This is a genomic window from Saccharothrix deserti, from assembly GCF_009769385.1.
Taxonomy (GTDB): Bacteria; Actinomycetota; Actinomycetes; order Mycobacteriales; family Pseudonocardiaceae; genus Actinosynnema; species Actinosynnema deserti.
Map to the genome: position 1 here is coordinate 72,079 of NZ_VKAB01000012.1, position 26,976 is coordinate 99,054.

The 26,976-nt window shown below is 70.4% G+C and carries 22 protein-coding genes; 15 read left to right on the top strand and 7 right to left on the bottom strand.

Going from position 1 to position 26,976, the window contains the following annotated elements:
• Positions 1-311: 311 nt before the first annotated feature.
• The 3 genes from FM051_RS21955 to FM051_RS21965 all read left to right on the top strand — a co-directional run bounded on the left by FM051_RS21955 (position 312) and on the right by FM051_RS21965 (position 4,550).
• Positions 312-3,026 (top strand): tachylectin-related carbohydrate-binding protein, encoded by a 2,715-nt coding sequence (locus FM051_RS21955; protein WP_158846323.1) that lies wholly within the window; start codon positions 312-314, stop codon positions 3,024-3,026.
• Positions 3,027-3,341: 315 nt separating this feature from the next.
• Complete coding sequence (locus tag FM051_RS21960; protein ID WP_202918959.1) at positions 3,342-3,752, top strand: MarR family winged helix-turn-helix transcriptional regulator; 411 nt, start codon at positions 3,342-3,344, stop codon at positions 3,750-3,752.
• A gap of 168 nt (positions 3,753-3,920) precedes the next feature.
• Positions 3,921-4,550: a hypothetical protein gene (locus FM051_RS21965; RefSeq protein WP_202918960.1), complete on the top strand. Its 630-nt coding sequence runs from the start codon at positions 3,921-3,923 to the stop codon at positions 4,548-4,550.
• A gap of 243 nt (positions 4,551-4,793) precedes the next feature.
• On the opposite strand, the gene FM051_RS21970 is transcribed toward FM051_RS21965, so the two are convergent.
• Positions 4,794-6,383 (bottom strand): amidohydrolase, encoded by a 1,590-nt coding sequence (locus FM051_RS21970; RefSeq protein WP_202918961.1) that lies wholly within the window; start codon positions 6,381-6,383, stop codon positions 4,794-4,796.
• 73 nt (positions 6,384-6,456) lie between these two features.
• On the opposite strand from FM051_RS21970, the gene FM051_RS21975 reads away from it, so the two are divergent.
• Positions 6,457-7,404 (top strand): methionyl-tRNA formyltransferase, encoded by a 948-nt coding sequence (locus FM051_RS21975; protein ID WP_158846325.1) that lies wholly within the window; start codon positions 6,457-6,459, stop codon positions 7,402-7,404.
• Positions 7,405-7,614: 210 nt separating this feature from the next.
• Here FM051_RS21975 and FM051_RS21980 read toward each other — a convergent pair whose 3' ends face one another.
• A complete protein-coding gene (locus FM051_RS21980) occupies positions 7,615-8,268 on the bottom strand; it encodes a response regulator (protein ID WP_202918962.1) in 654 nt (217 codons plus the stop codon).
• On the bottom strand, positions 8,265-9,308 hold the full coding sequence (locus FM051_RS21985) for a sensor histidine kinase (RefSeq protein WP_202918963.1): 1,044 nt from the start codon (positions 9,306-9,308) through the stop codon (positions 8,265-8,267). Before FM051_RS21985 ends, FM051_RS21980 begins: the two co-directional genes overlap by 4 nt.
• A 71-nt stretch (positions 9,309-9,379) precedes the next feature.
• Here FM051_RS21985 and FM051_RS21990 point away from each other — a divergent pair, with 71 nt between their 5' ends.
• A complete protein-coding gene (locus tag FM051_RS21990) occupies positions 9,380-10,039 on the top strand; it encodes an HNH endonuclease family protein (RefSeq protein ID WP_158846327.1) in 660 nt (219 codons plus the stop codon).
• A gap of 210 nt (positions 10,040-10,249) precedes the next feature.
• On the opposite strand, the gene FM051_RS21995 is transcribed toward FM051_RS21990, so the two are convergent.
• On the bottom strand, positions 10,250-11,041 hold the full coding sequence (locus FM051_RS21995; protein WP_158846329.1) for a hypothetical protein: 792 nt from the start codon (positions 11,039-11,041) through the stop codon (positions 10,250-10,252).
• 162 nt (positions 11,042-11,203) lie between these two features.
• On the opposite strand from FM051_RS21995, the gene FM051_RS22000 reads away from it, so the two are divergent.
• From FM051_RS22000 to FM051_RS22025, 6 genes are all read left to right on the top strand, one after another.
• Positions 11,204-12,679 carry a CYTH and CHAD domain-containing protein gene (locus tag FM051_RS22000; RefSeq protein ID WP_238412562.1) on the top strand — a complete coding sequence of 492 codons (1,476 nt, stop codon included), beginning with the start codon at positions 11,204-11,206 and terminating at the stop codon, positions 12,677-12,679.
• Between the two features lie 86 nt (positions 12,680-12,765).
• Positions 12,766-14,355 (top strand): beta-N-acetylhexosaminidase, encoded by a 1,590-nt coding sequence (locus FM051_RS22005; RefSeq protein ID WP_158846333.1) that lies wholly within the window; start codon positions 12,766-12,768, stop codon positions 14,353-14,355.
• A gap of 55 nt (positions 14,356-14,410) precedes the next feature.
• Positions 14,411-15,010, top strand: a complete 600-nt coding sequence (locus FM051_RS22010; RefSeq protein WP_158846335.1) for a ribonuclease FAU-1 family protein — start codon at positions 14,411-14,413, stop codon at positions 15,008-15,010.
• Complete coding sequence (locus FM051_RS22015) at positions 15,007-15,636, top strand: nucleoside/nucleotide kinase family protein (RefSeq protein WP_158846337.1); 630 nt, start codon at positions 15,007-15,009, stop codon at positions 15,634-15,636. The genes FM051_RS22010 and FM051_RS22015 overlap by 4 nt, the downstream gene beginning before the upstream one ends.
• A 19-nt stretch (positions 15,637-15,655) precedes the next feature.
• Positions 15,656-15,931 carry a DUF6412 domain-containing protein gene (locus FM051_RS22020; protein ID WP_077008508.1) on the top strand — a complete coding sequence of 92 codons (276 nt, stop codon included), beginning with the start codon at positions 15,656-15,658 and terminating at the stop codon, positions 15,929-15,931.
• Positions 15,932-15,970: 39 nt separating this feature from the next.
• Positions 15,971-16,639, top strand: coding sequence for a YidC/Oxa1 family membrane protein insertase (locus tag FM051_RS22025; protein WP_158846339.1), 669 nt, complete (start codon positions 15,971-15,973; stop codon positions 16,637-16,639).
• On the opposite strand, the gene FM051_RS22030 is transcribed toward FM051_RS22025, so the two are convergent.
• Together FM051_RS22030 and FM051_RS22035 are read right to left on the bottom strand one after the other, a co-directional pair.
• Positions 16,548-17,582 (bottom strand): fatty acid desaturase family protein, encoded by a 1,035-nt coding sequence (locus FM051_RS22030; protein ID WP_238412563.1) that lies wholly within the window; start codon positions 17,580-17,582, stop codon positions 16,548-16,550. The genes FM051_RS22025 and FM051_RS22030 overlap by 92 nt on opposite strands.
• A 32-nt stretch (positions 17,583-17,614) precedes the next feature.
• A complete protein-coding gene (locus FM051_RS22035; RefSeq protein ID WP_158846343.1) occupies positions 17,615-19,150 on the bottom strand; it encodes a PucR family transcriptional regulator in 1,536 nt (511 codons plus the stop codon).
• 114 nt (positions 19,151-19,264) lie between these two features.
• Between FM051_RS22035 and pruA the strand changes: the two genes are divergently transcribed.
• Positions 19,265-20,890: an L-glutamate gamma-semialdehyde dehydrogenase gene (pruA, locus tag FM051_RS22040; protein ID WP_158846345.1), complete on the top strand. Its 1,626-nt coding sequence runs from the start codon at positions 19,265-19,267 to the stop codon at positions 20,888-20,890.
• 2 nt (positions 20,891-20,892) lie between these two features.
• The gene (locus tag FM051_RS22045) at positions 20,893-21,816 is read left to right on the top strand and encodes a proline dehydrogenase family protein (RefSeq protein ID WP_158846347.1); all 924 of its coding nucleotides are present in this window, start codon (positions 20,893-20,895) and stop codon (positions 21,814-21,816) included.
• A 99-nt stretch (positions 21,817-21,915) separates the two neighbouring features.
• Here the strand turns inward: FM051_RS22045 and FM051_RS22050 are convergent, their stop codons facing one another.
• Positions 21,916-23,649 (bottom strand): AAA family ATPase, encoded by a 1,734-nt coding sequence (locus FM051_RS22050; protein WP_158846349.1) that lies wholly within the window; start codon positions 23,647-23,649, stop codon positions 21,916-21,918.
• A 125-nt stretch (positions 23,650-23,774) separates the two neighbouring features.
• On the opposite strand from FM051_RS22050, the gene FM051_RS22055 reads away from it, so the two are divergent.
• Positions 23,775-25,448: a bifunctional 3'-5' exonuclease/DNA polymerase gene (locus FM051_RS22055; protein ID WP_158846351.1), complete on the top strand. Its 1,674-nt coding sequence runs from the start codon at positions 23,775-23,777 to the stop codon at positions 25,446-25,448.
• Between the two features lie 114 nt (positions 25,449-25,562).
• Positions 25,563-26,957: a carbohydrate-binding protein gene (locus tag FM051_RS22060; RefSeq protein WP_158846353.1), complete on the top strand. Its 1,395-nt coding sequence runs from the start codon at positions 25,563-25,565 to the stop codon at positions 26,955-26,957.
• Positions 26,958-26,976: the final 19 nt, after the last annotated feature.

Below are 26,976 nucleotides of genomic sequence, written 5' to 3' on the forward strand. Positions count from 1 at the left end.
AAGAGGTGTGTCAGTAACCACTTCCGGTAACGCGCGCGCATTCGCAGCAACGCCGTCTCAACACCGTTCTCGCTCTCCCGCAACGGAAAAACTTCTGGTAGAAAGCCCGCTGTCGACATCCCACGGGGGGATGGCAGCTATTTACCTACGGACGCGTGGAACACCCACGTGTGTTTTCGCGCGCCCGCATCGAGGGGCACTCAATGACCAGACCGGGGCATTCAAAGGCCGGACCGGGGCACTCGAAGACCAGACCCTGGCGCCAGTCGTGGAGACGTCTGGCGCGGCTCTCGCTCGTCGCCGTCCTGGGGGTGGTCGGCCTTCCGGTGCTGACCTCCGCGGGCAACGTCGCCAACGCCGTCGAGACCGCGCAGTGCGCTCCGACCGCCAACGTGTTCGTCGCGATGACGAACAGCCCGGCGCTCCGCATCCGCCCGCTCGTCGACCCCGCCTCGGGTCGCGCGTCGTGGACCGAGGACGCCCACATCGGCAACGGCTGGGAGACGCGCTTCTTCGCCGGTGCCAACGGTTACGTGTTCTACATCCGGGAAGACGGCTCGTTGCAGCGGCACCGCTGGATCAACGGCGGCTGGGCTGACGGCGGCGTCTCCAAGGAGATCGCGACCGGCTGGACCGGTTGGGAGGACCCGTCGGTGCGCTACCGCGTCACCGCCGACGCCAACAACCACATCTACACCGTCGGCTACGACGGCAACCTCGCCCTGCACGTCTACGACGAGGCCACGGGCGCCATGGCCCGCACCGTGATCGCCTCCGGCTGGGGCAAGTACGACCAGATCTTCGCCGCCGGTGACGGCGTGCTCTACGCCCGCGACCCCGCCGTGCAATTCGGCACGCTCTACCGGTTCCACTACGACGCCGACACGGCGACCTGGCTCCAGCAGGACAAGAACGTCGGCTGGGGCTGGAACGGCTTCAAGCAGATGGCCTCCCCCGGCGCCGACATCGTCTACGGCATGGAGCCGGGCGGGAACCTGTGGTGGTACCGCTACCTGCCGGCGCAGGACATCTGGACCGGCGGCGCCAACTCGGGCGGACGGGAGAACGTCGGTCCCTGGTCCGGTGTGGACAACTTCATGGTGCCCGTGGACAGCTGCAAGCTGGGCCAGGTCGCGACCGACGTCCAGTGCAAGCCGTCCGCCGACTTCTTCGCTTCCCTGACCAACAACCAGTTCCACCTGCGCCCGCACGCCGAGCCGGAGACCGGCCTGGGCAACTGGACCACCGACCGGCACATCGGCAACGAGTGGAACTCGCGCTTCCTCAGCGGCGCCAACGGGTACAAGTACATAATCCGCACCGACGGCGCGCTTCACCGGCACCACTGGAACGGCACGTCCTGGGCCAACGGCGGGGTGAGCGAGCAGATCGCCACCGGCTGGACCGGCTGGGACGACCCCCGGTACCACTTCCGGATCACCGTGGACTCCAACAACCACTTCTACGGCGCGCTGGCGGTCGGCGACCTCCAGCACAGCGTCTACGACGACGTGGCCAAGACGTGGACCCAGACGATCATCGACACCGGGTGGGGCAAGTACGACCAGGTGTTCGCCGCCGGTGACGGCGTGCTCTACGCACGCGACCCGGCGGTCGACGACGGCACCCTCTACCGGTACCACTACGACTGGAAGAACCGCCGCTGGCTCGACTACGCCACCCGGTTCGGCACCGGCTGGAACGGCTACAAGCAGATCGTCTCGCCGGGCGCGGACATCATCTACGGCGTGTACGGCAACGGCGACGTGTACTGGTACCGGTACGACCCGGTGACCAAGAAGAGCGTCCACGGCGCCGAGGGCACCGAGAAGGAGTACGTCCTCAGCTGGCCCGGCATCTCGGAGGTGGGCGTCGACATCGACGCCTGCAAGCTGGTCTCACCGGCCGTGGTGACGCCGCCGGCCGTGCCCGCGCCGAACAACGAGCGCGCGCACATGGTCCTCAATTCGAGCACCCAGCGCCTGGAGATCGCGTTCGTCTCCAACAGCGGCGTGCTCCAGCGCGGCAACCAGAGCGCGACCGGTTCCGAGCAGGTGGAGTGGCAGGCCCTGTCGGGCTTCCAGGGCCACTCCGGCCAGGCGGCGCTGGCCCAGCGCCAGGACGGCCGGCTCGTCGCGATGGCCCGCGACACCGGGGCGCAGACCCGGGCGTACACGCAGAACACCACGGGCAGCAACCTGTGGACCGGTCCGGCACCGGTCAACGGCGCGCTGTCGAGCAGCCCGGTGCTCATGCGCGGCGCCAACGGCCACCTGATCGCGTTCGCCGTGGACGGCGCGAGGCTCTGGTACTCGGAGCAGTTCAGCCCGACGGGCGAGTTCAAGCCGTGGCGGCAGGCGACCAGCACCACCGCGTACAACATGACGGGCGAGTTCACCGTCGTGCCGAGCGGTGACGGCTTCGAGATCGCCTACCGGGCTGTCAGCAATGTGTATGCGGTGAAGAAGTTCACCAACGGTGTGTTCGGCCCGACCAGGGTCGCGGGCGGGATCACCGCTGCCGCGACTCCGGGTGCGGTCGTGTTCGCCGACGGCAAGGTGCAGCTCGTGGTCCGGGCGGCCGACAACCGCTTGTACACGCAGAAGGAAGGCGCTACCGGCTTCAGCGGCACGGGGTGGACCGACATCAGCGCGGGCCGCACGTTCGTCGGCGCGCCGAGCGCGCTGCTCAACGTGCACGGCGTCGTGGAGGCGGTGGCGCGTGACAGCGACAGGAAGGTGGTGCGGAACAACCAGACCGCTCCGGGTTCGGCTTCGTGGGGCGGGACTTGGCTCGGGAACGTAGATGAGCCATCGGTGACGGACCCGACGTTCGTCTCTGCGGGTGGGACCGAGCAGCGGGTGTTCTTCCTCGACGACTGGGGCAACTACTACCTGTGGCAGATCACGGCCGCCACCTCGACCTCTTCGGGCTCTTTGGGCTCTTCGGCCTCGTCTGCCGACCAGCGCGGTGTCGCGCCGGCGGAGGGTGTTGTGGTCAAGGGACGGGTGCCCGCCGACAAGTAGTGCGGCAAGTAGTGCGGCGATGACTGACGGCCGGTGCCCTTTTCGGGTGCCGGCCGTTCGCGTCGCAGTCGTCGGCTTTCGGGAGCGGAGTTGTGGAGTTGTGGAGCTCCCGAGTTGCGGGAGTAGTCGTACACCCTGGCCGCACTCGGCCTGGTCAGGTCGATGTCCGGTCGTTCGCTCACGCGGGGCTCCTTCCCCCAAGACCCCGAAGCCTAGGCGCTGCGCCGTTCGTGGGGCGCAAGACCGCTTGCCGACCGTTCGGCTGACGCCGCGGGCATAAGATGTATACCCATACCTGCACTCCAGGGGGTCGAGTTGTCCGCTCGCGCCACGTGGTCCGGTCTCCGGGCCCTGCACAACCGGATCAACGCGAACCTGGAACGCTCGTTGCAGCGGGAGTTCCACTTCGGGATGTCGGAGTTCACCGCGCTGTGCGCGTTGGCCGACGCGCCGGACGGCGAGTTGCGGATGCAGGAGCTGACCGAGGTGATCGGGCTGAACCAGAGTTCGGTGAGCCGGCTCGTCGCCCGGTTGGAGCAGTCCGGGCTGACCGCGCGTGAGCTGTGCGAGACGGATCGGCGGGGCGTGTTCAGCCGCATCACGCCGGCTGGGCGTGAGGTGTACGCCAACGCGCTGCCGTTCTACGAGAAAGTCCTGGCCGGGATCTTCGACGAGGTCGAGGCCGACCCGGAGCTCGGGCCGCTGCTGAAAAAGGTCCGCGACTGAAGCGCGACCGAAGCGCACCGAAGAAGGTCCGCAAAGGCCCGCAGAAGGTCCGCGACTAGCCCGTTTGCGTGCGGTCCGATCGTGTGCGGCCCCCGTTCGCAGCCCTCGGATTGTCGGACCCCGACGGTAGAATCGAACACGAGTTCGATCGCGCGAGGGGAGCTTGTCGTGGAGCCGATCAGCGTCACCGCCCTGTCCTTCACCGAGTACGTCATGAGCGGCCAGCGTGGCCGGATCAACATCGTGTCCGACCAGCGGCGCATCTACCTGTCGTCCGAGCAGTGGGTGGCCGGGTTCTACAACCCGATGCGGGACGCGATGCGGCGGGCGGCGAACTCGCCCGATCCGGCGGCGGAGTTGGAGAAGGCGGTGGCGGCGGCGCACCTTCAGCCGCGGGCCGGGCAACCGCGGGCGTTCGAGGAGTTGAGGGAGGGTTTCCTGCCGTGGTTGCGGGCGACCAGAGCGACGGGGGTGCCGACTGGGGCGGCACGGTGGCAGACCGGTGATCTGGCGTTGCGGGTTCGGCCGCACCTGGGGTTGCGGATGCCGGACGGGTCGCGGGCGGCGGTGTTGGTGTACATGAAGGAGGCGCCGATGACGCAGGAAGCGGCGAACGTCGGGCTGCGGATCCTGCAACAGACGGTGTCCGACACCCTGCCGGGCGCGATTCCGCTCGTGCTGGACGCGCGGCGGGGGCGGGCGTTCCGGATGTCGCGGCGGACGAACCTGGCGAAGCTGGACGCACTGATCGCGGCCGAGGCGGCGGGGTACGTCGTGCACTGGCGGATGAGCGCCTGACGGTGGTTTGGGGTTTGTGGTCCGGTCCCGGCTCGATTTGACATGGGGCCCTTACGGGCACCGGAGGCAGGCCGCAGCCGGCAGGCGTGGCGGGGAAGAGCGTCCCGCCACGCCTGCCGGCTCCGACCAGCCTATGGCACCCGAACCCATGTCAAATCGAGCCTCGTCGGCCACCGCCGGTTCGGTGTGGTCCGGCAGGGGTTGGTGGCCTCGTCGGTCGCCGGCGGATTGGTGTGGGGTTGGTCAGTTGGTGGTGAAGTTGGTTGGGTCGTGGGCGAACTCGCCGTTCACGACGGTGGCCCGGACCTCGATGTCGCCGATCTTGGAGATGTCACAGGTTCGCGGATCGCTGTCGAGGATGGCGAAATCCGCCAGCTTGCCCGGCGTGATGGTGCCCAGCACGTGCTCGCGTCGGCAGGCGTAGGCCGCGCCGACGGTGTAGGCGGCGATCGCCTGTTCCACTGTGACCGCCTCGTCCGGACCGATGGGCCGGCCCTCCTTCGACAGGCGCTCGACCATGAACTGGATGGCGCGCAACGGTTTTCCGTCCGCCACCGGGCGGTCCGAGCTGCCCGCCAGCACGATGCCCCGGTCGAGGAAGGCCTTGCCCCGGTACATCCACGGCGCCCGTTCGGGGCCCATGATCTCGGCGTAGTCGTTCCCGTACGCCCACAGGAACGTCGGCTGGATCACGGGAATCACGTTCAGCTCGGCTATCCGGTCCAGTTGTTCCGGCCGCACCAAGCCGCAGTGCTCGATGCGGTGCCTCGCATCCGCTCGTGGGACGGCGTGTTGGGCTTCCGACAACGCGTCGAGCGCGAAGTCGACCGCACGGTCACCGATCGCGTGTACGGCTAGCTGCCAGCCGGCGGCGTGACCGTCGACGATCGCGGCGTGCATCAGCTCTGGGTCGTCCTGGAGTTGGCCTGCGGTCTCCATGCCCTCGTACGGCCAGGTCAACGCCGCTGTGCGGGCCATCATGCCGCCGTCGGTCCACAGCTTGAGCGGGCCGATGGACAGCCGGTCGTCGCCCAGACCGGTGCGCAGGCCGAGTGGCACGGCGCGGCGGATGCGGTCGGCGGCGTGGCCGGCCACCGGTTCGAGGCGGTCTGCGGAGACCATGAGTTGCACCCGGATCGGCAGCGAGGCGCGGAGGTAGGCCTCGATCTCCAACGGGCTGCTGCCCAGCAGGCCACCGCCTACCCCGGCCTCGGCCGCCAGTACGACGCCTTCCCGAAGGCATTGCCGCGCACCGGATTCGACGTCCGCCGCGATGTCGTCCAACGAGTACGGCAGTCGCAGGGCCCGGACCGCCGTCTGGGCGCCTTCTGCCAGGAAGCCGGTCAGGGCACCGGTCGCGTCCCGCTGTGCCTCGCGCAACGCCGAAGCCGGCAGCACTGCCAGCACGTCGCCGCTCACCACGCACGCGTGGCCGGACAGGTCCTGCACGTAGATCCGCGGGCCGATCAGGTCGAGATCACGTGAGGTCAGCGGGCGATCCAGGGCTCGGTGGTCGTAGCCCGCCACCTCGATCCAACCGGAGGAGCGCGGGGCGTCGCGCAGCACGTCCAGGACCTGTGCGACGGTCGCGCAGGACGAGATGTCCAACGTCCGCGCCGCCCGTCCGGCCCACGCCAGGTGGTTGTGCGCGTCGACGAACCCCGGCAGCACGACCGCGCCGTCGAGGTCGACGACCCGTCGCGCTGGGAGGTGCGCCACGTCGTCGTCCAAGCCGACGATCCGCCCGGCCCAGACGCCGATCACCGACGCCACCGGCCGGGCCGGGTCCATCGTCACGACCTGCCCGCCGACCAACTTCAGGTCCAGGATCACCCACGCAGGCTAGCCCACGGGACTTAGGTTAGGGTTGGGTAACTTAGGCGAGCCTATGCAAGGAGGAGCCCCCATGCGGGTCGTCATGTTCGGCTACCAGACCTGGGGTCATCGAACGCTCCAGGCACTGCTGGACTCCGAGCACGAGGTGGTGCTGGTCGTCACCCACCCCAAGAGCGACCACGCCTACGAGCGCATCTGGAGCGACTCGGTCGCGGACCTGGCCGCCGAGCACGGCGTCGAGACGGTCATCCGCAACCGGCCCGACGACGACGAGCTGTTCCAGCGCCTGAAGGAGGTCGAGCCGGACGTCATCGTCGCCACGAACTGGCGCACGTGGATCCCGCCGCACATCTTCACCCTCCCCAAGCACGGCACGCTGAACGTGCACGACTCGCTGCTCCCCGCCTACGCGGGTTTCTCGCCGCTGATCTGGGCTCTGATCAACGACGAGAAGGAGGTCGGCGTCACCGCGCACATGATGGACGAGACGCTGGACGCCGGCGACATCGTGCTCCAGCGCGCCGTCCCGGTCGGCCCTCGCGACACCACGGCCGACCTGTTCCGCAAGACGCTCGAACTGTTCGGGCCGATCACCGTGGACGGCCTGGCCGAGATCGCCAAGGGCCGCACGGACTTCACCAAGCAGGACCGCTCGAAGGCGAGCTTCTTCCACAAGCGCGCCGAAGAGGACCTGCGGATCGACTGGACGTGGGAGGCCGAGGAGCTGGACCGGCTGGTCCGCGCCCAGTGCGCGCCGTACCCGAGCGCGTTCTGCTTCCACAAGGGCAAGCGGCTGGAGATCGTCGAGGCCGACGTGTCCGAGGAGCGCTACGGCGGCACGCCCGGCCGGATCTTCTACCGCGAGGGTGACGGTGTCGCGATCGTCGCGGGCGCGGAGGCACGCCGTGGCCGCAACCACGCGCTGCTGGTCAAGCGGGTGCGCACCGAGGACGGCGCGGAGTTGGCCGCGAGCGAGTACTTCACGCACATGGGCGGGTACCTCACGAGCCGCCCCTGACCGCTCCCTGTCGCACGACGAACAGGAAAGCCCACCGTCAGCACGATGAGGCCGGCGTGGGCGACGAGCGGTCAGGTGGACTTCCTCCACCAGGACCCAGCCCGACCACGTGCGAGTGAGGAGGGCGCCGGCCGCCGCCGCGTGCCGGTGCTCCACCTCGCCAACACGACAGGACGGCGGCCACGATCGTCAGGCCGAACCGGCCCGGCTTCAGATGGAGCGCGGACGGACCAGGCCCACCTCGTAGGCGAGCACCACGGCCTGCACGCGGTCGCGCAGGCCGAGTTTGCGCAGGATCGCGGACACGTGCGTCTTGACCGTCGCCTCGGTGAGCACCAGGTGGGCGGCGATCTCGGCGTTCGACAGGGCGAACGCCACCAGTCGCAGCACCTCCATCTCACGGCTGGTCAACGCGTCCAACGCGTGTGGTGACGGTGCGGGGAGCGTGTCCATGAACCGGTCCAGCAAGCGGCGGGTGACGGACGGCGCGAGCAGCGCGTCACCACGGGCGATGATCCGCACGGCCTCCACCAGCTCGGCCGGCCGCACGTCCTTGAGCAAGAACCCGCTCGCGCCCGCACGCAGTGCCGCGTACACCGAGTCGTCCACGTCGTAGGTGGTCAGGACCAGGACGCGGGCCGGGCTTCCCGATCCGATGATGCGGCGGGTCGCCTCCAGGCCGTCCACTTCCGGCATCCGCACGTCCATCAGCACGACGTCCGGCGTCAGGTCGGCGGTCAACGCCACGGCCTCCGCGCCGTCCGCCGCTTCGCCGACAACGTCGAGGTCGTCGCGTGATTCCAGGATCATGCGGAAACCGCCGCGCACCAACGCCTGGTCGTCGGCGATGAGCACGCGGATCACGCGGTCACCGCCAGCGGCAGGCGGGCGTGCACGCGGAAACCGCCGTCGGGCAGCGGACCCGCGTCGACCGTGCCGCCGAGGAGTGCGGCGCGTTCGCGCATCCCGGTGATGCCACGGCCGAACCCCGCCACGCCGCCTCGGCCGTCGTCGCGGACTTCCAGGTCCAGCACGCCGGAATCGTTGCGCACCAACACTTCCGCACGGCTGGCCTGGGCGTGGCGGAGGGTGTTCGTCAACGCTTCCTGCACGATCCGGTACGCGGACAGGTCGACGCCGGCGGGTAGCGGCGCGGATTCATGCGTTATTTCTACGCGCAAACCGGCTGCCCGCAACGGTTCCACCAGATCGGCCAGTCGGTCGAGGCCGGGGCGTTCCTCCGGGCGGACGGCACCGAGGAGTTTGCGCAACTCGTCGAGGGTGGCCCGTGCCGTCGCGTCGATGGAGCGCAGCGCTTCCCGTGCGCGGTCGGGGCGTTGGTCGAACACGTCGTCCGCCGCCGCGGCCTGCACCACGATCACCGAGACGCCGTGCGCGATGACGTCGTGCAGTTCGCGGGCGATGCGGGCCTGCTCCTCGCTCACCGCGCGTTGGGCCGCCTGCGACACCGCGACCCGCCGATTGCGCACCGCCTCGCCCAAGGCCCACACCACTACCGCGACCGCCATCACGAACTGCGTGTCCTCGGCGGTGATGGTGCGGAAGTTCAGCGAGATCAGGGCGAGCAGCAAACCCAAGGCGGGCAAGGAGAACCACGGTGAACGCGCGGCGGCCAGCGAGCCGGTGGCGACGAGCGCGGCCACCGGGAACACCGTCTCCGGCGCGACGAGTTGCACGACCAGGTCGGCGGCCAGCGTGAAGCCCATGACCGGCACGGGAGCGCGGCGTCGCCACCACAACGCGGCGGCGGCCGCCAACGCCAGCAGGGCGGTCGGCACGGTGATCGCGGGTTCGAATTCGGACGTGCCCATGACCACGAGCGCGACGTACGCCCCGACCACGATCGACACGACCACGTCGAGCAGCTGTCGGATGCGGCGCACGAAATGTGATTATTCCGGACGTTTGCGCCTCCGGTGTTCCGATCGGTGCGGTCATCACTGATTATGTGTGTATGAGCCGGTCGACCACGATCGTCAGCGGCGTTGTCGTGATCCTTTTGGCCATCGCCGGCTGCAACGTGACAGGAACCCTTCAACCGACCACCTCGCCGTCCGGCGGCGTGCCGACCGGTCCGGCCGCGCCCGGTGACGACATGGCGGCGCAGCTGGCGGCGTTGACCGTGGCGCCCGAGGGGAAGATGACGGGCTACAGCCGTGACCGGTTCCCGCACTGGAGCAGCCAGGGGAACTCGTGCGACACCCGTGAGGTGGTGTTGCAGCGGCAGGGCGCGGACGTGAAGACCGATGGCGAGTGCAAGGCGACGTCCGGGACGTGGACCAGCGTCTACGACGGCGTGGTCGTGACCAACGCGCGTGATCTGGACATCGACCACACCGTGGCGCTGGCCGAGGCCTGGCGGTCGGGTGCGGACAAGTGGACCGACGAGCAGCGGGGGAAGTTCGCCAACGACCTCGGCGGGTTGCAGCTGATCGCGGTGACGGCGAGCAGCAACCGGTCCAAGGGCGACCAGGACGCGGCGAAGTGGAAACCGCCGGTGCAGACGTACTGGTGCACGTACGCGCGGGCCGTGGTGTCGGTGAAGACCCTGTACGCGCTGACCGTGGACCAGGCGGAGCGCGACGCGCTGGGCGCGATGCTGCAGACCTGCTGACTGTGACATGGCCGCTGCTCCGCAGGCGGCGGCCCGGTCGCCTGGCTGTGGTCGATCGCGCCGCTCCGCGGCGGGGCGGACCGCTCGCGGGGTGTTGTGGCGATGGCGATGCTTCGCAGGGGTCCCCGCCCGGGGGATCCCCGGTTTTGATCTTGCCAGATGGGACCGACAAGATTCGGGCGTCGGGGCTTGCCTGTGGATAACTCCCGGTCAGGGGCGCAGGGACTCGAGCTGGTCGACGATGTCGGTGTAGGCCTCGGCCCGGCGGACCCAGGCGGCGAAGCCGGAGGCGGCGGAGGGGGTCTCGCCCAGGGGGGAGATCGGGTCCGTGACGCCGTATTCGAGGCGGTAGGCGACCAGGGCGACCGCTGCTTCCACCCAGCGGGACGGGTCGGGGCTGGTGATCTCGCCGAGGCCCACGCGGAACCACAGGGGTAGGCGGGTGTCGGCGGCCAGGGCGCGGTTCAGGCGGTCGCGGGCGATGTCCAGGATTTCCTGGCGGGCCTTGTCGCCCGCCACCACGGCTTCGGCGCGCCACGGCGTCTCGGCGGCCAACCGGTCGGCGGCCAGCCGTTGGGCGGCGTCCACCGCGCCCGGTTCCTGCGCGTTGACCCGCCACTCCAGGTTCTGCACCTCGTGCTGCAACGCGTCCCGCTCGAAGCGCGGCATGCGGCCGGTCGAGAGCTTGGCCAGGCCCGCGTTCAGCTGCTCCCTCAACGACTCGTACTCGGTGACGTCGGCCTGCAGCTCGGCCCGGACCGAGTCGGCGAGCAACTCCTGTTCGGCGTTCCACGCGGCGCGCAGCGCGTCGACGGTCTCGGTGATGCCGACGATCGAGTCGAGGTCTTCGTCCGGCCCCGATCCGGCGCCGGACAGCCTGCGTTCCAGCACGAGCAGACGGGCGCTCACCCGACCGAGTTCGGCCGTCAGCGCCTGGGTGGTGGCAACGAGGTCCGCGACCGTCGGCTCGACCTCGTCGAGCCGCTCCTTCTCCGTGGGCACGCGAACCAGCCAACCGCACCGCGAGGCCCCGTCCAGGGACGAAACCGAAAGACCACGCGTACGGGCCGACACAAACCCCCGACCTGGTTAACGACCGATCACAGACGGTAACTGTGTCTGAACTGCACCCAAACGGTGTATGTCTTGTACATGTCGAGCTCGGTGAACGAAACGGAACGCAAATACGAGGCACTCGATGGAACCCCGTTGCCCGACCTGGCCGATCTGCCCGGCGTCGCCGCGGTGGCCGGGCCGGAGGAGCAACGGCTGGAGGCGGTCTACTACGACACCGCCGATCTGAGGCTGGCGAGGGCCGGGTTGACGCTGCGCCGCCGCACCGGTGGCGATGACGCGGGCTGGCACCTGAAGCTGCCGGTCGGCGTGGACACCCGCCAAGAGGTGCGGCTGCCACCGGGCCGTGCGGCCAAACGCCCGCCCAAACAGCTCGGCTCGCTCGTCCAGGTGCACGCCCGGGGCAACGAGTTGGCGCCGGTCGCGCGCATCCGGACCAGGCGGCAGCGCTGGCAGCTGGTGGACGACCGGGGCAACCTGCTCAGCGAGGTGGTCGAGGACCTGGTGTCCGGGCAGTCGCTGGCGGACGGCTCGCCGGTCGACTCGTGGCGCGAGATCGAGGTCGAGCTGGGCGAACGCGGTGACGTCGCGCTGCTGGACCAGGTCGAGGCGCGGCTGGCGGACGCGGGCATCACGCGGTCCTCGTCGTCGGCGAAGCTGACCCGGCTGCTGGCCGACCGGATGGCCGCGACCACGCCGTCGTCGCGTCCCACCGGCGATTCCGCCGGTGACGTGGTCTTGAGCTACCTGCGCGCCCAGGCCGACGCGTTGAAGCACGAGGACCCGCGCGTGCGCCGGGACGAGGACGACGCGGTGCACCAGATGCGCGTGGCGACGCGGCGGATGCGCAGCGCGCTCCAGGCGTTCAGCGCGATCGTGGAACGCGAAGACACGCGCGAGTTGACCGACGAGCTGAAGTGGCTCGCGGGTGTGCTCGGCGAGGCACGTGATCTCGAGGTGCTGCGGGACCGGTTCGAGAACGGCCTCGCGGCGCTCGACCCCGACCTCGTGCTCGGCTCGGCCAAGGCGCAGCTCGTCCGGCACTTCGCGCCGCTGGAGAGCGCCGCGCACGAGGCGGCCGTGGCGGCGTTGGACAGCGGTCGGTACTTCGCGCTGCTCGACGCGGTCGACGCGTTGATCGCCGAGCCGCCGTTCACGCCGCTGGCCGGCAAGAAGGCCGCGAAGGTGCTGCCGGACCTGATCGACAGGACCTACCGCAGGCTCGCCAAACGGGCCGAGGGCGCGCACAGCGACGTCGAGCTGCACGAGGCGCGCAAGGCCGCCAAGCGGCTGCGGTACGCGGTGGAGGTGTCCGAGCCGCGGTTCGGCAAGAGCGCCAGGAAGTACCGCAAGAAGGTCAAGGCGGTGCAGGAGCTGCTGGGCGAGCACCAGGACAGCGTGGTGGCGCGGCCGGTGCTGCGTGAGCTGGGCGGGAAGGCCCACCTCGACGGGGAGAACGGCTTCACGTTCGGTCTGCTGCACGGTCTGGAGACGGCGGCGGCGCAGCGGGTGGAGAACCGGTTCCCGGCCGTCTGGCGAGAGCTGGGCAAGCCGAAGCTGCGTTGATTGGTCTGGACCTTGACACCTCCTGGTGCGGCTGAAACGGTGAACCGGCCGCCGCTCGGTGATCCACGCTGACCAGGAGGACGTCAGTGCTTCTTACAGAAGGCGCCGGACGGCGCGGGCTCGGTCGAGCGCTCGTCGCGTTGCTGTTCGTCGGCGCGGTGGGCACGGCGGTTCCCGCCCGAGCAGCTCCGGAGACGCCGTTGCAGCACATCGTGCCCGCCCCCGTCACAGTCACCCCGCGTCCGGGCGTGACGTTCACGCTCAGCGCCGACACCAGGATCTACACCCACCCCGGTTCGGTGGCGGCGAAGCAGGTCGGCGAGTTCCTGGCGGGCGTGCTGCGCCCGTCCACGGGCTACCGGCTGCCGGTCGTGCCCGGCGCGTCCGGGCGGCACATCTCGCTGCTGCTCGTCGGCGCGGACCAGCGGGTCGGTGCGGAGGGCTACCAGCTCGACGTGACCGGGCGGGGCGTGCTGATCCGGGCGCGGACGGCCGCCGGCCTGTTCGCGGGCGTGCAGACGTTCCGGCAGATCCTGCCCGCGAAGGTGGAGGCGAAGACGAAGCAGAGCGGGCCGTGGACCGCGCCCGGCGGCCGGGTGCTGGACTACCCGCGTTACGCCCACCGCGGCGCGATGCTCGACGTGGCCCGGCACTTCTTCTCCGTCGACGAGGTCAAGCGGTACGTCGACCAGATCGCGCTCTACAAGGTCAACCGGCTGCACCTGCACCTGGCCGACGACCAGGGCTGGCGGCTGGAGATCAAGAGCTGGCCGAAGCTCGCCACGTACGGCGGCAGCACGGAGGTCGGCGGCGGCCCCGGCGGGTACTACACGCAGGAGCAGTACGAGGACCTGGTGGCCTACGCCGCGGCACGGCACATCACGGTGATCCCGGAGATCGACATGCCGGGTCACACGAACGCCGCGCTGGCGTCGTACCCGGAGCTGAACTGCGACGGCGTCGCACCGCCGCTCTACACCGGCATCGAGGTCGGCTTCAGCTCGCTGTGCATCGACAAGGACATCACCTACAAGTTCGTGGACGACGTGCTGCGCGAGGTCGCCGCACTCACGCCCGGCGAGTACATCCACATCGGCGGCGACGAGGCGCACGCCACGACGGAACCGGACTTCGACCTGTTCATGGACAAGGTGCTGCCGCTGGTGGCCAAGCACGGCAAGACCGCGACCGGCTGGCACGAGTTCGTCAAGGCCGGTCCGCCCGCGTCGGCGGTGCCGCAGTTCTGGGGCACGACGACGGTCGCGCCGGACATGGTCGAGGCCGCCGCGCGGGGCAGCGAGATCGTGCTGTCGCCCGCGACCAAGGCGTACCTGGACATGAAGTACGACGCCAACACCAAGCTCGGGTTGAACTGGGCCGGGTACACCGACGTCGAGGACGCGTACGACTGGAACCCCGGCGCGTACATCGAGGGGCTGCCGGCGGACGCCGTGCGCGGGGTCGAGGCCCCGCTGTGGAGCGAGACGATCACCAACTCCGACGACCTGGAGCACATGGCGTTCCCGCGGCTGCCCGCGATCGCGGAACTGGGCTGGTCGCCGTGGTCGACGCACGACTGGGAGAAGTTCAAGGTCCGGCTCGCCGCGCAGGCCGACCGGTGGCGGGTGATGGACGTCAACTACTACGCGTCGCCGCAGGTGCCCTGGAAGAAGTGACGCCCGAGGGGGAGGTTGGCCCGGCTCCTGCCTCCCCCTCTTTAGGCTGGTCGGCATGGGGCATTTCCGACCGGGGGACGTGGCGTTGCGCCGCGAGGTGTTGCACGGCAAACCGTGGGCGGTGACGCCTACCAGGGTCGTCCTCGACGAGCCCGACCTCCTGCTTGTGTTCACCGCGCCGGACGTGGCGTTCGGGTTCCCGCCGCACCACTGGCCCCACCACTGGCAGACCCTCGGCCGGACGCACTGGCGCGGCACGGGCAAGCTCCAGATGCACCGGCCCGGTGACGCGTACTCGGTCGACCTGTACTGGCACGGCGAGGAACGCCGGTTCGCGGGCTGGTACCTCAACCTCCAGGACCCGTTCCGCCGCACACCGCTCGGCTTCGACACCCTCGACCACGCGCTGGACTTCTGGGTGCCGGTCGAGGGCGACTGGGAGGAACTGGACCGCGACGAGTTCGAGCAGCAGGTCGCGGAGGGCAAGTACACCGCCGAGCAGGCCGAGTCGATCAACGCCACCGGCAAGGAGATCGAGGCGATGCTGACCGCGGGCACCACGTGGTGGGACCCGGCGTGGGGCAAGTGGGAACCGGACCCGGACTTGCCCGTGCCGGTGCTGCCGGACGGCTGGGAGGACTACCCGCTGTCGTGAAGGTCGTTCCTCTTTCCCCGCAGACCCTGGTGGACGAACTGGTCGGGCGGATCGACGCGTTGCCGCGCTCGTCGTGGGCACGGGTGTTGATCGACGGCGCGTTGCCGACCAAGCCCGGCGAACTGGCGGACGCCCTGGTGGAGCCGTTGCGCGCGCTGGGACGTCCGGTGCTGCGCGTCTCGGCTCAGGACTTCCTGCGGCCCGCGTCCGTGCGGCTGGAGTACGGCCACGAGGACCCGGACTCGTTCCGCGACTCGTGGCTGGACGTGGGCGGGTTGATGCGCGAAGTGCTGGAACCGCTGGACCCCGGTGGGTCGGGACGGGTGCTGCCGGCGCTGTGGAACGCGGCGACGGACCGGGCACACCGGGCCGACTACGTCACGCTCGGCGCGGCCGGGGTGCTGCTGCTCGACGGCACGGTGCTGCTGGACAAGTGGCTGCCCGCCGAGCTGACCGTGCACCTCTGGCTGTCGTCGGGCGCGTTGGAACGGCAGATGCCCGACGAGTGGCGGTGGACGCTGCCCGCGTACGCCTCGTACGAGCCGCACGCCGATGTGACGGTGCGCTATGACCACCCCGCACGGCCGGCACTCGTGGGTAGAGTTGACCGAGAAGGCGAGCACTGAGATCAAGGGGGAGGTGGGTATGGCCAGGCTGCGGTTGCTGTTGGCGCTGTACCTGCCCGCGCTCTACGCCCTCACCCTGCTGAACACACCGACCGAAGTGCTGGCCGCCGTGACGGCCGTGGCGCTGGTCGTGTTGTTGCTGACCGCCACCCCGGTGGTGCAGGCCGCGCCCGCGTGGGTGCGGTCGCTGTCGATCCGCGAGAAATCACTGCGCGCCGCCTTCCTGCGGCTGCGCGACCCCGACGCGGCGGGCCGTCCCCGTCCTCGAGCACCCGGACTCGGCCTCAGCTCCTGAGGCCCTTGTTCCGCTTGTTCCGAGGACGGAGTTCTCCCCTTGTTCCACGCCCTGGGCTCGGCCCTGGCCGGGTTCGCCACGCCCGCCCTGGCCATCGTCGCCTTCACCGTCGTCGTCCGACTGCTCATGCACCCGCTCAGCCGCGCCGCCGTGCGCGGTGAGAAGGCCCGCGCCGCGTTGGCGCCCGAGATCCGCAAGCTGACCGAGAAGTACGGCAAGGACAAGGTCAAACTCCAGGAGAAGACGCTGGAGCTGTACCGGTCGAACGGCACATCGATGCTCGCGGGCTGTCTGCCCGCGCTGGTCCAGGTGCCGTTCTTCATGGTGATGTACCGGCTGGTCACCACGCCGAACCCGCTGCTGGACGGCACGCTGCTCGGCGTGCCGCTGGGCACGCACTGGTTCGGCGTGTGGGCGCACACGCCGGTGTTCCTCGCGCTGTTCGCCGTGCTCACCGGGGTCGCGTTCGCGACATCCCGGTGGCAGGCGGCGGTCGCCTTGAGGAACGGCGGGCCGCAGCCGCCGTTCGCGAAGCTGCTGCGGCTCCTGCCGTTCGGGACCGTGTTCATCGCCGCCGTGCTGCCGCTGGCGGCCGGGGTCTACCTGGTGACGACGACTACCTGGACCCTGCTGGAGCGAGCTTTCCTGTACCGCGCAGTTCAGCTCCCGCCTCGTGCAGGTACTTCAGCACGTGCCCGTACGACGTGAACAGGCCGCACTCGGCGTAGGACACCGAGTGCCGTTGGCAGAAGTCGCGGACCAGCGCCTGCGCGTGGCGCAGGTGCGGTCGCGGCATGCTCGGGAACAGGTGGTGCTCGATCTGGTAGTTCAGGCCGCCGAGCAGGAAGTCGGTGAACCAGTTGCCGCTGACGTTGCGCGAGGTCAGCACCTGCTTGCGGAGGAAGTCGAGCTGGTGGCCGGCCTGGAGCACCGGCATGCCCTTGTGGTTGGGCGCGAACGAGATGCCCATGTAGACGCCGAACAGGCCCTGGTGGACCGCGATGAAGACCAGCGCCTTCACCGGGGACATCACCAGGAACACCGTGGTCAGGTAGACGACGACGTGCGTCGCCAGCAGCACCAGCTCCAGTCGCCAGCCCTTGACCTCGCGGCGCACCGCGGCGGCCGTGCTGATGATGTGCAAGCTGAAGCCTTCGAGCAGCAGCAACGGGAAGAACAGGAACGCCTGGTGCTTGACCACGAACCGGAAGAAGCCGCGCTTGCGGGCGGCCTGCTCGGCGCTGAACGCCAGCACCGAGATGTCGACGTCCGGGTCCTCGTCCTCGTGGTTGGGATTGGCGTGGTGCTTGCTGTGCTTGCCCATCCACCAGCCGAAGCCGACGCCGACGAGGAGGTTGCCGAGCAGCAGGCCGGTGGTGTGGTTGACCCGGCCGTCGGAGAACACCTGCCGGTGGCCCGCGTCGTGGCCGAGGAACGCGATCTGGGTGTAGACGATGGCGAGCACGACGGCGACCGCCAGCTGCCACCACGAGTCGCCGATCAACACCAATGCGACCCCGGTCAGCCCCAGTGCGGCGATCAAGCCGACGAGGAACGTGATGTAGAAACCGATGCGCCGGTCCAGCAGACCTTGCTGCTTGACCAACCTGGACAATTCAGCGAAGTCGCTGCCGCGGGCTTGGGTGCTCACTCCCGGAGGGTACGGCGCGTTGGGCCACCTGCTCATCCCAGCCTGAGTTGCAACTGGGCGAACAACCGGAGTAGCGGGTCGTCTAGATCGAAACCACCGACCTCCGCAGCACGTCGGACCCGGTATCGGAGGGTATTCGGGTGAACGTGCAGCTTGGCGGCTGCGCTTTTGACGTCACCGAATTCGTCCAGGTAGGCCAAAAGGGAACGTGCCAGTTCCCCATCGAGCTTGTCGAGCCGGGGATCTCGGATTCGCGGGTGCTCGGCCAACAGGGCGAGCGTTTCGCTGATCAAGACCCGTGACCGGACGTCCTCGAGGGTCGCCACGTCGGCGTCGAGGTCGCGGGACATGGCGTCGAGCACGCGGTCGGCCTCGTCCCGGGAGATCATCACCTCGTCCACGGTCGACACCGTGGAGCCGATCGCGCCCTGCACGTGCAGGCCCATGTGCTTGCGGGCGGCGGCCACGATCTCCTTGGTGAGCGTGAGCAGCGGGGCCTTCGGCGGCAGGTCGGTCAGCAACGCGTACGTGCGACCGTTCTGCTGGCTCACGAGTGCACTGCGCCGGTACGCGGCGGCGTGGACCGAGATCAGACTGGTCATCTCGGCCCGGCGCAGCTCGTGCTGGGTGCGGTCCGCGTGCTCCTGACCACGCAGGGCGAAGACCACGACGGCGGCCGGTTTCTCCGGGTCGGCGCCGATCTGCTCGGCGATCGCCCCGGCGTCCATCCGGCCGTCGAGCAGGGACGCGAGCAGGTTCTCCCGGAACGCGGCGGCGGGTTCGCGCTGCTGGACCAGGTGCAGGGCGGTGACGCGGGCCGCGCCGAGGAGGGCGCGTTCGGCCTGCTCGGTGAGGGGTGTGGCGCCTTCCTGGACCCAGATCGTGCCGAGCGGCTGCGCGCCCGCGTGGATGCCGACCGCGATGCGGCGGCGGATGCCCAGCTCGGGGCGTTCGTCGATGCGGACGACCTCCTCGCCGGACCGAAGGCGCTGGTAGACGCCCCATTCGCGGAGCATCTTGAGGTAGGGCTCGGGCCCTTGGCGGCCGAGGATGGACAGGCGGCGGAGTTCGTCCACCTCGTCGGTGGAGCGCGAGTAGGCCAGCACGCGGCTGGCGGTGTCCTCGATGCTGACGATGCCGCCGGTCAGCGAGGCGATGGTCTGGGCGAGGCCGAACAGGTCGCCGAGGACTTCGCCCGCGCCCGCGTCGGCCGTCACGCGGGCGTTGTGCACGACTCCCTTGGCGAGCGCTTCGAGGTGTTCCCAGCGGACCTCGGGCCGCACGGCGAGCAGCGCGACGCCCGCGTCCGCCGCCGCCTGCCTCAGCACGGGCACCGGCACTTTGACCGCCACGGCTACCGCTCCCCCGGCTCCGGCGGCCCTGACCAGCGGCAACGCCGCCCGCCCGCGGGCACCGATGATCAACGCGAGGTCGCCGGGGCGCACGTCGGGCGTGTCGTCGGGGTCGAGGATGACCACGTCGAGGACGTCGCCCTCCAGCCCGTGCGGTGCGACCTGCACTTCGACCAGCGGATCGCCGAGCGCGATCAGGACCTGCCGCAGGCTCACTTGTTGTCCATTCGTACAACGGCGGATGGCCAAGCCTAGACGTGTGGACAACGGGGCGCTTCGTCGGAAGCCCTACCGTTGGTTCACCCAACCCTGTGGCGTGAGGAGCTGCTTGTGGATGCCGTGACCACGGTCCCCGCACCGGTGAACGAGCCCGTCCTGAGCTACGCCCCGGGCACCCCGGAACGCGCGCAGTTGCAGGCGAAGCTGGCCGAGCTGGCCAAGGAGCCCACCGAACTGACCCTCACCGTCGGCGGGGAGCAGCGGGTCGGCGGTGGCGAGCGCTTCGACGTCGTGCAGCCGCACAACCACCGCGCCGTCCTCGGCACCCTGCACGGCGCCACGCAGCAGGACACCCGGGACGCCATCGCCGCCGCCAAGCAGGCCGCGCCCGCGTGGCGCGCCATGTCCTACGACGACCGCGCCGCGATCCTGCTCCGGGCCGCCGACCTGCTCGCGACCAAGTGGCGTTCGACGCTCAACGCGGCCACCATGCTCGGCCAGTCCAAGACCGTCCAGCAGGCCGAGATCGACTCCGCCTGCGAGCTGATCGACTTCTGGCGCTTCAACGTCGCGTTCGGCCGGCAGCTGATCGCCGAGCAGCCGCAGTCCTCCCCCGGCGTGTGGAACCGCACGGACCACCGCCCGCTGGAGGGCTTCGTCTACGCGATCACCCCGTTCAACTTCACCGCCATCGCGGGCAACCTGCCGACCGCGCCCGCCCTGATGGGCAACGTGGTGCTGTGGAAGCCGTCGCCGACGCAGAGCTTCGCCGCGCACCTCACCATGCGGCTGCTCGAAGAGGCGGGCATGCCTCCGGGCGTGATCAACCTGCTGCCCGGTGACGGACTGGCCGTGTCCGAGGTCGCGCTGGCCGACCCGGACCTGGCGGGCATCCACTTCACCGGGTCGACCCGGACGTTCCAGCACCTGTGGGGTCAGGTGGGCGCGAACATCGCGAACTACCGCTCGTACCCGCGGATCGTCGGCGAGACCGGCGGCAAGGACTTCGTGCTCGCGCACCCGTCGGCCGACGTGGACGTGCTGCGCACCGCGCTGGTCCGCGGCGCGTTCGAGTACCAGGGCCAGAAGTGCTCGGCCGCGTCCCGCGCGTACGTCCCGCGCTCGGTGTGGAACCGGATGAAGGACGACTTCCTGGCCGACGTCGAGTCGCTGACCACGGGCGACGTCACGGACCTGGCCAACTTCATGGGCGCGGTCATCGACCGGCGGTCGTTCGACAAGCTGAACGGCGTGCTCCAGGCCGCTCGCGGTGACGACCAGCTGGAGGTCGTCGCCGGCGGCACGGCGGACGACTCGGAGGGCTTCTTCGTGCGGCCGACCGTGCTGCTGGGCAGCAACCCCGAGCACGAGGTGTTCACCACCGAGTACTTCGGGCCGGTGCTGGCGGTGCACGTGTTCGACGACGCCGACTACGACACCGTGCTGCGGCAGATGGAGAGCGCCGCGCCGTACGCGTTGACCGGCGCCATCATCGCGCAGGACCGGGCCGCCGTCGCGCACGCGCAGAACGAGCTGCGGTTCGCCGCGGGCAACTTCTACGTCAACGACAAGCCGACCGGCGCCGTCGTGGGCCAGCAGCCGTTCGGCGGCGGCCGGGCGTCGGGCACCAACGACAAGGCGGGCTCGGTGCACAACCTGCTGCGCTGGGTGAGCCCCCGTTCGATCAAGGAGACGTTCGCGGCTCCGACCTCCTACCGCTACCCGCACCAGGGGTGACCATGCTCCGCTCCACGTTGCTCGCCGCCTCCCGGTCCGGGGCGATCCGCGGGCTGGTCGAACGCACGCCGCTGACCCGGCCGGTCGTCAAGCGCTTCGTCTCCGGCGACGACGTGGCCGCGGCCGTCGCCACCACCGGCGAGGTACTGGCCGACGGCCGGTACGTCACGCTGGACCACCTCGGCGAGGACACCCGTGACGCGGCGCAGGCCGCGGCCACCGTCGAGGCGTACCTGGACCTGCTGCGCCGCCTCGAAGCCGCCGGGCACACGCTGCGCGCCGAGGTGTCGGTGAAGCTGTCCGCGGTGGGCCAGTTCCTGCCGCACGAGGGCGAGAAGATCGCGTTGGAGCACGCCCGCCGGATCTGCGCGGCGGCGGGCGCGGTCGGCACCACGGTCACCCTCGACATGGAGGACCACACGACCACGGACTCGACGCTGGGCATCCTGCGCGAGCTGCGGGCGGACTTCCCGTGGGTCGGGGTGGCGCTCCAGGCGTACCTGAAGCGGACCGAGCAGGACTGCCGTGACCTGGCGTACGCCGGGTCGCGGGTGCGGCTGTGCAAGGGCGCGTACCGGGAGCCGGTGTCGGTGGCGTTCCAGGACAAGGTGGACGTCGACCGGTCGTACGTGCGCTGCCTGAAGGTCCTGATGGCCGGTGAGGGCTATCCGATGGTCGCCTCGCACGACCCGAGGCTGATCGCGATCGCGTTGGAGCTGGCCAAGGGGCGGGGACAGGACAGCTACGAGTTCCAGATGCTGTACGGCATCCGGCCGGACGAGCAGCACCGCATCGCCGCCGCGGGCAACCGCATGCGGGTGTACGTGCCCTACGGCGACGAGTGGTACGGCTACTTCATGCGGCGGCTGGCCGAACGCCCGGCGAACGTGGCGTTCTTCCTGCGGTCGCTGGTCACCACGGGGTAGCCGGATCCCGCACCGAGCGCATCCGGGCGCGCGCCGTCCCGGGGTCGGCGTGCGCCAGGATCACCGCGTCCACGGCTCGGCGTGGCAAGTCCGGTCTGCTCACGCTCGCTCCGAGTAACGGCGCAACAACTCCGCCGCCTCCTCGGACGCGCGCAACGCGTCGGCCGGGCGTTCCAGCCCGCGCAGCAACGTGCTCAGCCCGTCCAGCGCGGACGCCAGCTCCGGCTCGAAGTCGCGCGGGTTGGCGCGGGCGAGCCTGCGCAGCACCTCGATCGACTCCTCCACCACCTCCAACGCTTCGTCATGCCTGCCGTGCGCGGACAGCAGGGACGCGATCGAGGCCAGCGTTCGGGCGAACTCGCCTTCGTAGCGCGGATCCGCGTTCGCCACCGCCCGCCATTGCGTGACGGCGACCCGCGTGACGTACGCGGCCTCGTCGTGGCGTTCGGCGTCGAACAGCCGCATCGCGTGGTGGTGGGTGACCTTGGCCAGGTTCACCCGGAACAACGCCGGGTGCGCCGCGGCGAGACGCCGGTACAACCCGGACGCCTCGCCGATCGCGGACATCGCCTCGTCGCGACGGCCCAGCGCGGCGTAGCGGAAGCTGAGCTGGTCGAGCGCGTCGGCCAGTTGTGACGTGCAGTCGTCGTCCTCGGCGGCTATCACCCGGCACAGCGTTGCGGCTTCCTCGGAGGCGGCGAGGGCGTCCTCGGCGCGGCCGACGGCGATGAACCGCAAACCCAGGTCCCCCAACGCGTCCGCGAGCGCGGGGCGGTGCTCGGCGGGGTCCTCTTCGGCCAGTTCGCGGTAGAGGGCGACTTCGTGCTGTGCCGCCGTCAGCGCTTCTTCCCGGAGGGCGGCCAGGGCGGCGCGGGCGGCGAGCACGCCGTGCAGCTCGGCCAGTTCCAGCTTCCCGGAGGTGTGGGCGCGGTCGTGCAGCAGGGTGCGGGTGAGCACGGCGGGCAGCGGGTCGCAGTGGAAGCGGGGGTCGTCGAAGACGCGGCGGGCGACGGCGCGGGCGGGTGCGGGTGCGGGTGCGGATGACTCGACGAGTGCCCTGAGGGTGGCGCTGGTGGCGGTGCCGGCCAGTTCGGGGTGTGCGGTGAACAGCTCCTCGGCGCGACGGCGGGCGTGCGGCCAGCGGTCGGCGGCGCGGAGCAGGGTCTCCAGGGCGTCCGGCGTGCGTTCGGACTCGATCCGATCGTCCAACAACGTGACGGCCAGGACGTCCTCCGCGAGCCGGCCGCGGGTCGGTGGGTTGGGGTCGAGGTTGATCAGCCGGCGGACCAGGTCGACCGGGTTGTCGGCGGGCGAGCCGTGCACGGCGGCGACGGCGGCCAGGTGCAGGTCGTGGTACGTCGCCGCGTTGGGAGGCGTGGCGGTGGGGCGTGGGCGGCCGAGGGCGTCGGCGAAGTGGGCGCAGGCGGCGGCGAAGGACGCGGCGTGCTCGTCCGGGCGGGCCGTGACGGCGAGGTCGGCGGCAGTGTAGTCGAGATCGGCCGCGCGTTGGCGCAGCGCGGACCACCACCAGCCCGTGCTGCGGGCGACGAGGAGGACGCGCGTGCGGCCGGTCGGCTGCTGGAGCAGGTGGTGGAGGTCGCGCCAGGGGATCAGGTCGGCGTCGTCCACCACCCGGACGGTCGAACCGGCGGCGAAGTGCCTGGCCAGACGCGTCTTGCCGACGCCGGCCGGACCGTGCAGGAGGAGGGCGGAGAGCATCCCGTCGCCGCCGCGCCACCGTGCGAGCGCGGCCAACTCGTCCACGCGTCCGTGGAAGGGCACCACCTCATGCCGCGGGTCGAGCAACTCACCGGGCGACAGGATGGGATCCACCCGCCCATAGTGCCCGCCCACCTTCACCACGATCGGGTGAGTGCGCCCCCAGCACGCGACCTCGCCCGCCGTCTGCGGAGCAGCGGCCATCAACACTGTCGGACCCTCCTTGCACAATCAAAGGCATGCTCATTGCCCTGGTGTCGGACGCGGAGAACGCGGGTCGGTTGCGCGTGCTCTCCGACGCCGGGGTGCCCGAAGGACCTGTGGTGGAGACGTCGGACCTGGCGGCGGCCGTGTCCGATTTGGAGGTTCGGCACAGACCCCGGTGGCTGTGGGCCGAAACGACCGAGATCTACCCGGACCTGTTGGCGCGCGGTGTCCGGGTGGAGCGGTGTCAGGACTTGGCGCACGCCGAGTACCTCTTGTTGGCGTACCAGGGTCGGCACAGCGAGCCGCGCGGGCTGGGTGCGGCGATCGCCCGGTTGCGCGGGCTGCCCGTGCCGGACGACCACGGGCCGCGCAAGCGCGACACCCAGCCGACCCTGTTCGAACCCGAGCAGGAACGGCTGCCCGGTGACGCCGACCCGCTCGACGCGGTGATCGCCGTGCACACCGAGCAGCAGCGACTCGTCGCCACGCTCGGGCACGCCGACCAGTTGCGGCTGCTGTTCGCGGCCGAGTCCGCGAGCGCCTTGGCCGCCGCCGAGATGACGCACTACGGCCTGCCGTGGCGGGTGGACGTGCACGAGAAGCTGCTGGTGGACGTGCTCGGCCCACGTCCGGTGAACGGGGTCCGGCCGATCAGGCTCGCGGAGCTGGCCGACCGGATCACGGCGGCGTTCGGCGGAAAGCAGGTCAACCCGGACCACCCGCCGGGCATCGTGCGCGCGTTCGCCCGGGAGGGCATCGACATCCCGTCGACCCGCGCCTGGGTGCTCAAGAGCGTGGACCACCCTGCCGTGGAGCCGCTGCTGGAGTACAAGGAACTGGCCCGGCTGTGGGTGGCGCACGGCTGGTCGTGGCTGGACTCCTGGGTCGCGGACGGCCGATTCCGGCCGGACTACGTGGTCGGCGGCGTGGTGTCCGGGCGGTGGGCGACGCGGGGCGGTGCGGCGTTGCAGATCCCGCGCACGCTGCGCACGGCGGTGCGGGCCGATCCGGGGTGGAAGCTGGTGGCGGCGGACGCGGCGCAGCTGGAACCGCGGGTGCTGGCGGCGTTGTCGAACGACCGCAGGTTCACCGAGGTCTCCGGGGACGACGACCTGTACACGTCGCTGGCCGAGGAGGCGTTCGACGGCGACCGAGGCCGGGCGAAGCTCGCGATGCTGTCCGCGATGTACGGCGGCACGGGCGGTGAGGCGGGTCCGGCGATGGCGGTGCTGCGCCGGAGGTTCCCCGAAGCCGTCGGGTACGTGGAGGCCGCCGCCCTGGCCGGTGAACAGGGCCGGATGGTCCGCTCCCGGTTGGGCCGGACGAGCCCGCCGCCGTCGGCCGCGTGGCACGAGGCGACCGGCGACACGGACGTCGGCGAGGACGCGTTGCGCCGGTCCCGGCGGGCGGCGCGGGACTGGGGCCGGTTCACCCGCAACTTCGTGGTGCAGGCCAGCGCGGCGGACTGGACGGCGGCGCTGCTCGGCGCGTTGCGGCGGCGGTTGCACCAGTCGGCGCGCGGCTCCCACCTGGTGTTCTTCCAGCACGACGAGGTGCTGGTGCACTGCCCGGAGGAGCTGGCCGAAGCCGTGTGCGCGGAGGTGACGGCGGCGGGCGAGGAGGCGTCACGGCTGGTGTTCGGCGGGACACCGGTCCGCTTCCCGCTCAAAGCCGTGCCGGTGGACAGCTACGCGGACGCGAAGTAGCTCCTTTGCGCCGTTCGGTCGCTTGAACGATCATCGTGAGAGCGCTCTCATGAGTGTGGAAGGCAATTTGTTGTCGTGCCGAACGCAGGGACAGTGACAAGGAGGTCACCGCTCATGGAGTTCAGCCGGAGCCGACGACGACGGGTCCTCGCGACCGCCGCCACCCTGATCACCGCCGTGCCGCTCGCGGTCGTCGCCACCATGGCGGCCGACGCCGCGGTGCCACCGACCCCGCCGGGCTGGACGCTCCAGTGGAGCGACGACTTCAACGGCGCCGCGAACACGCTGCCGTCGTCCTCGAACTGGATCTTCGACCTCGGCCACGCCTACCCCGGCGGTCCGGGCAACTGGGGCACCGGCGAGATCCAGAACTACACCAACAGCACGAACAACATCAAACTCGACGGCGCGGGTAACCTGCGCATCACCGCGCTGCGCGACGGCGCGGGCACCTGGACGTCGGCCCGCATCGAGACCCAGCGGGCGAACTTCAAGCCGCCGGCGGGCGGCAAGCTCGCCATCGAGGGCCGTATCCAGATGCCCAACGTCAGCGGTCAGGCCGCCCTCGGCTACTGGCCCGCGTTCTGGGCTCTCGGCTCGCCCTACCGCGGCAACTACTGGAACTGGCCGTCCATCGGCGAGTTCGACATCATGGAGAACGTCAACGGCATCAACTCCGTGTGGGGCGTGCTGCACTGCGGCGTGAACCCCGGCGGGCCGTGCAACGAGACCAATGGCCTCGGCGCGAGCCGGACGTGCCCCGGCGCGTCGTGCCAGTCGGCGTTCCACACCTACCGGTTCGAGTGGGACGACAGCGTGTCGCCCAAGGCGTTCCGCTGGTACGTGGATGGGCAGCAGTTCCACAGCGTCAACCAGAACCAGGTCGACGCGACCACGTGGAACAACATGACCGGCCACGCGGGCTACTTCATCCTGCTGAACCTGGCCATGGGCGGCGCGTTCCCCGACGGCGTCGCGGGCCACGCCACGCCGACCTCGGCCACGGTGCCCGGTCACTCGCTGCTGGTGGACTACGTCGCGGTCTGGACGGCCGGTGGGAGCACTCCGCCGACCACCACGACCACCAACCCGCCCGGCGGCAGCGGGTGGGACGCGTTCGCCGACATCCAGGCCGAGCAGGCCACGTCGCGGTCCGGCGGTTCGATCGAGGCGGCCGAGGGCGGTCAGGCGGTGGCGCAACTGCGCAACGGCAACTCGTTGCGCTTCTCGGGTGTCCGGTTCGGCTCCCGCACCGCCACGCAGTTCATCGCACGGGCGGCGTCCGGCGCGTCCGGCGGGGTGAGCGGCCTGGTCGAGGTGCGGCTGGACAGCCCGACCGCGGCGCCGGTCGGCAGCTTCGCCATCGCCAACACCGGTGGCTGGCAGAGCTGGCGCACGGTGCCCGCGAACATCTCCGGGATCACCGGCACGCACGACGTCTACATCACGTTCACCAGCGGCCAGCCCGCGCCGTACGTGAGCGTGAACTGGATCCGTTTCGGCACGTAAGTGCTCGTGGCGGGTCGCG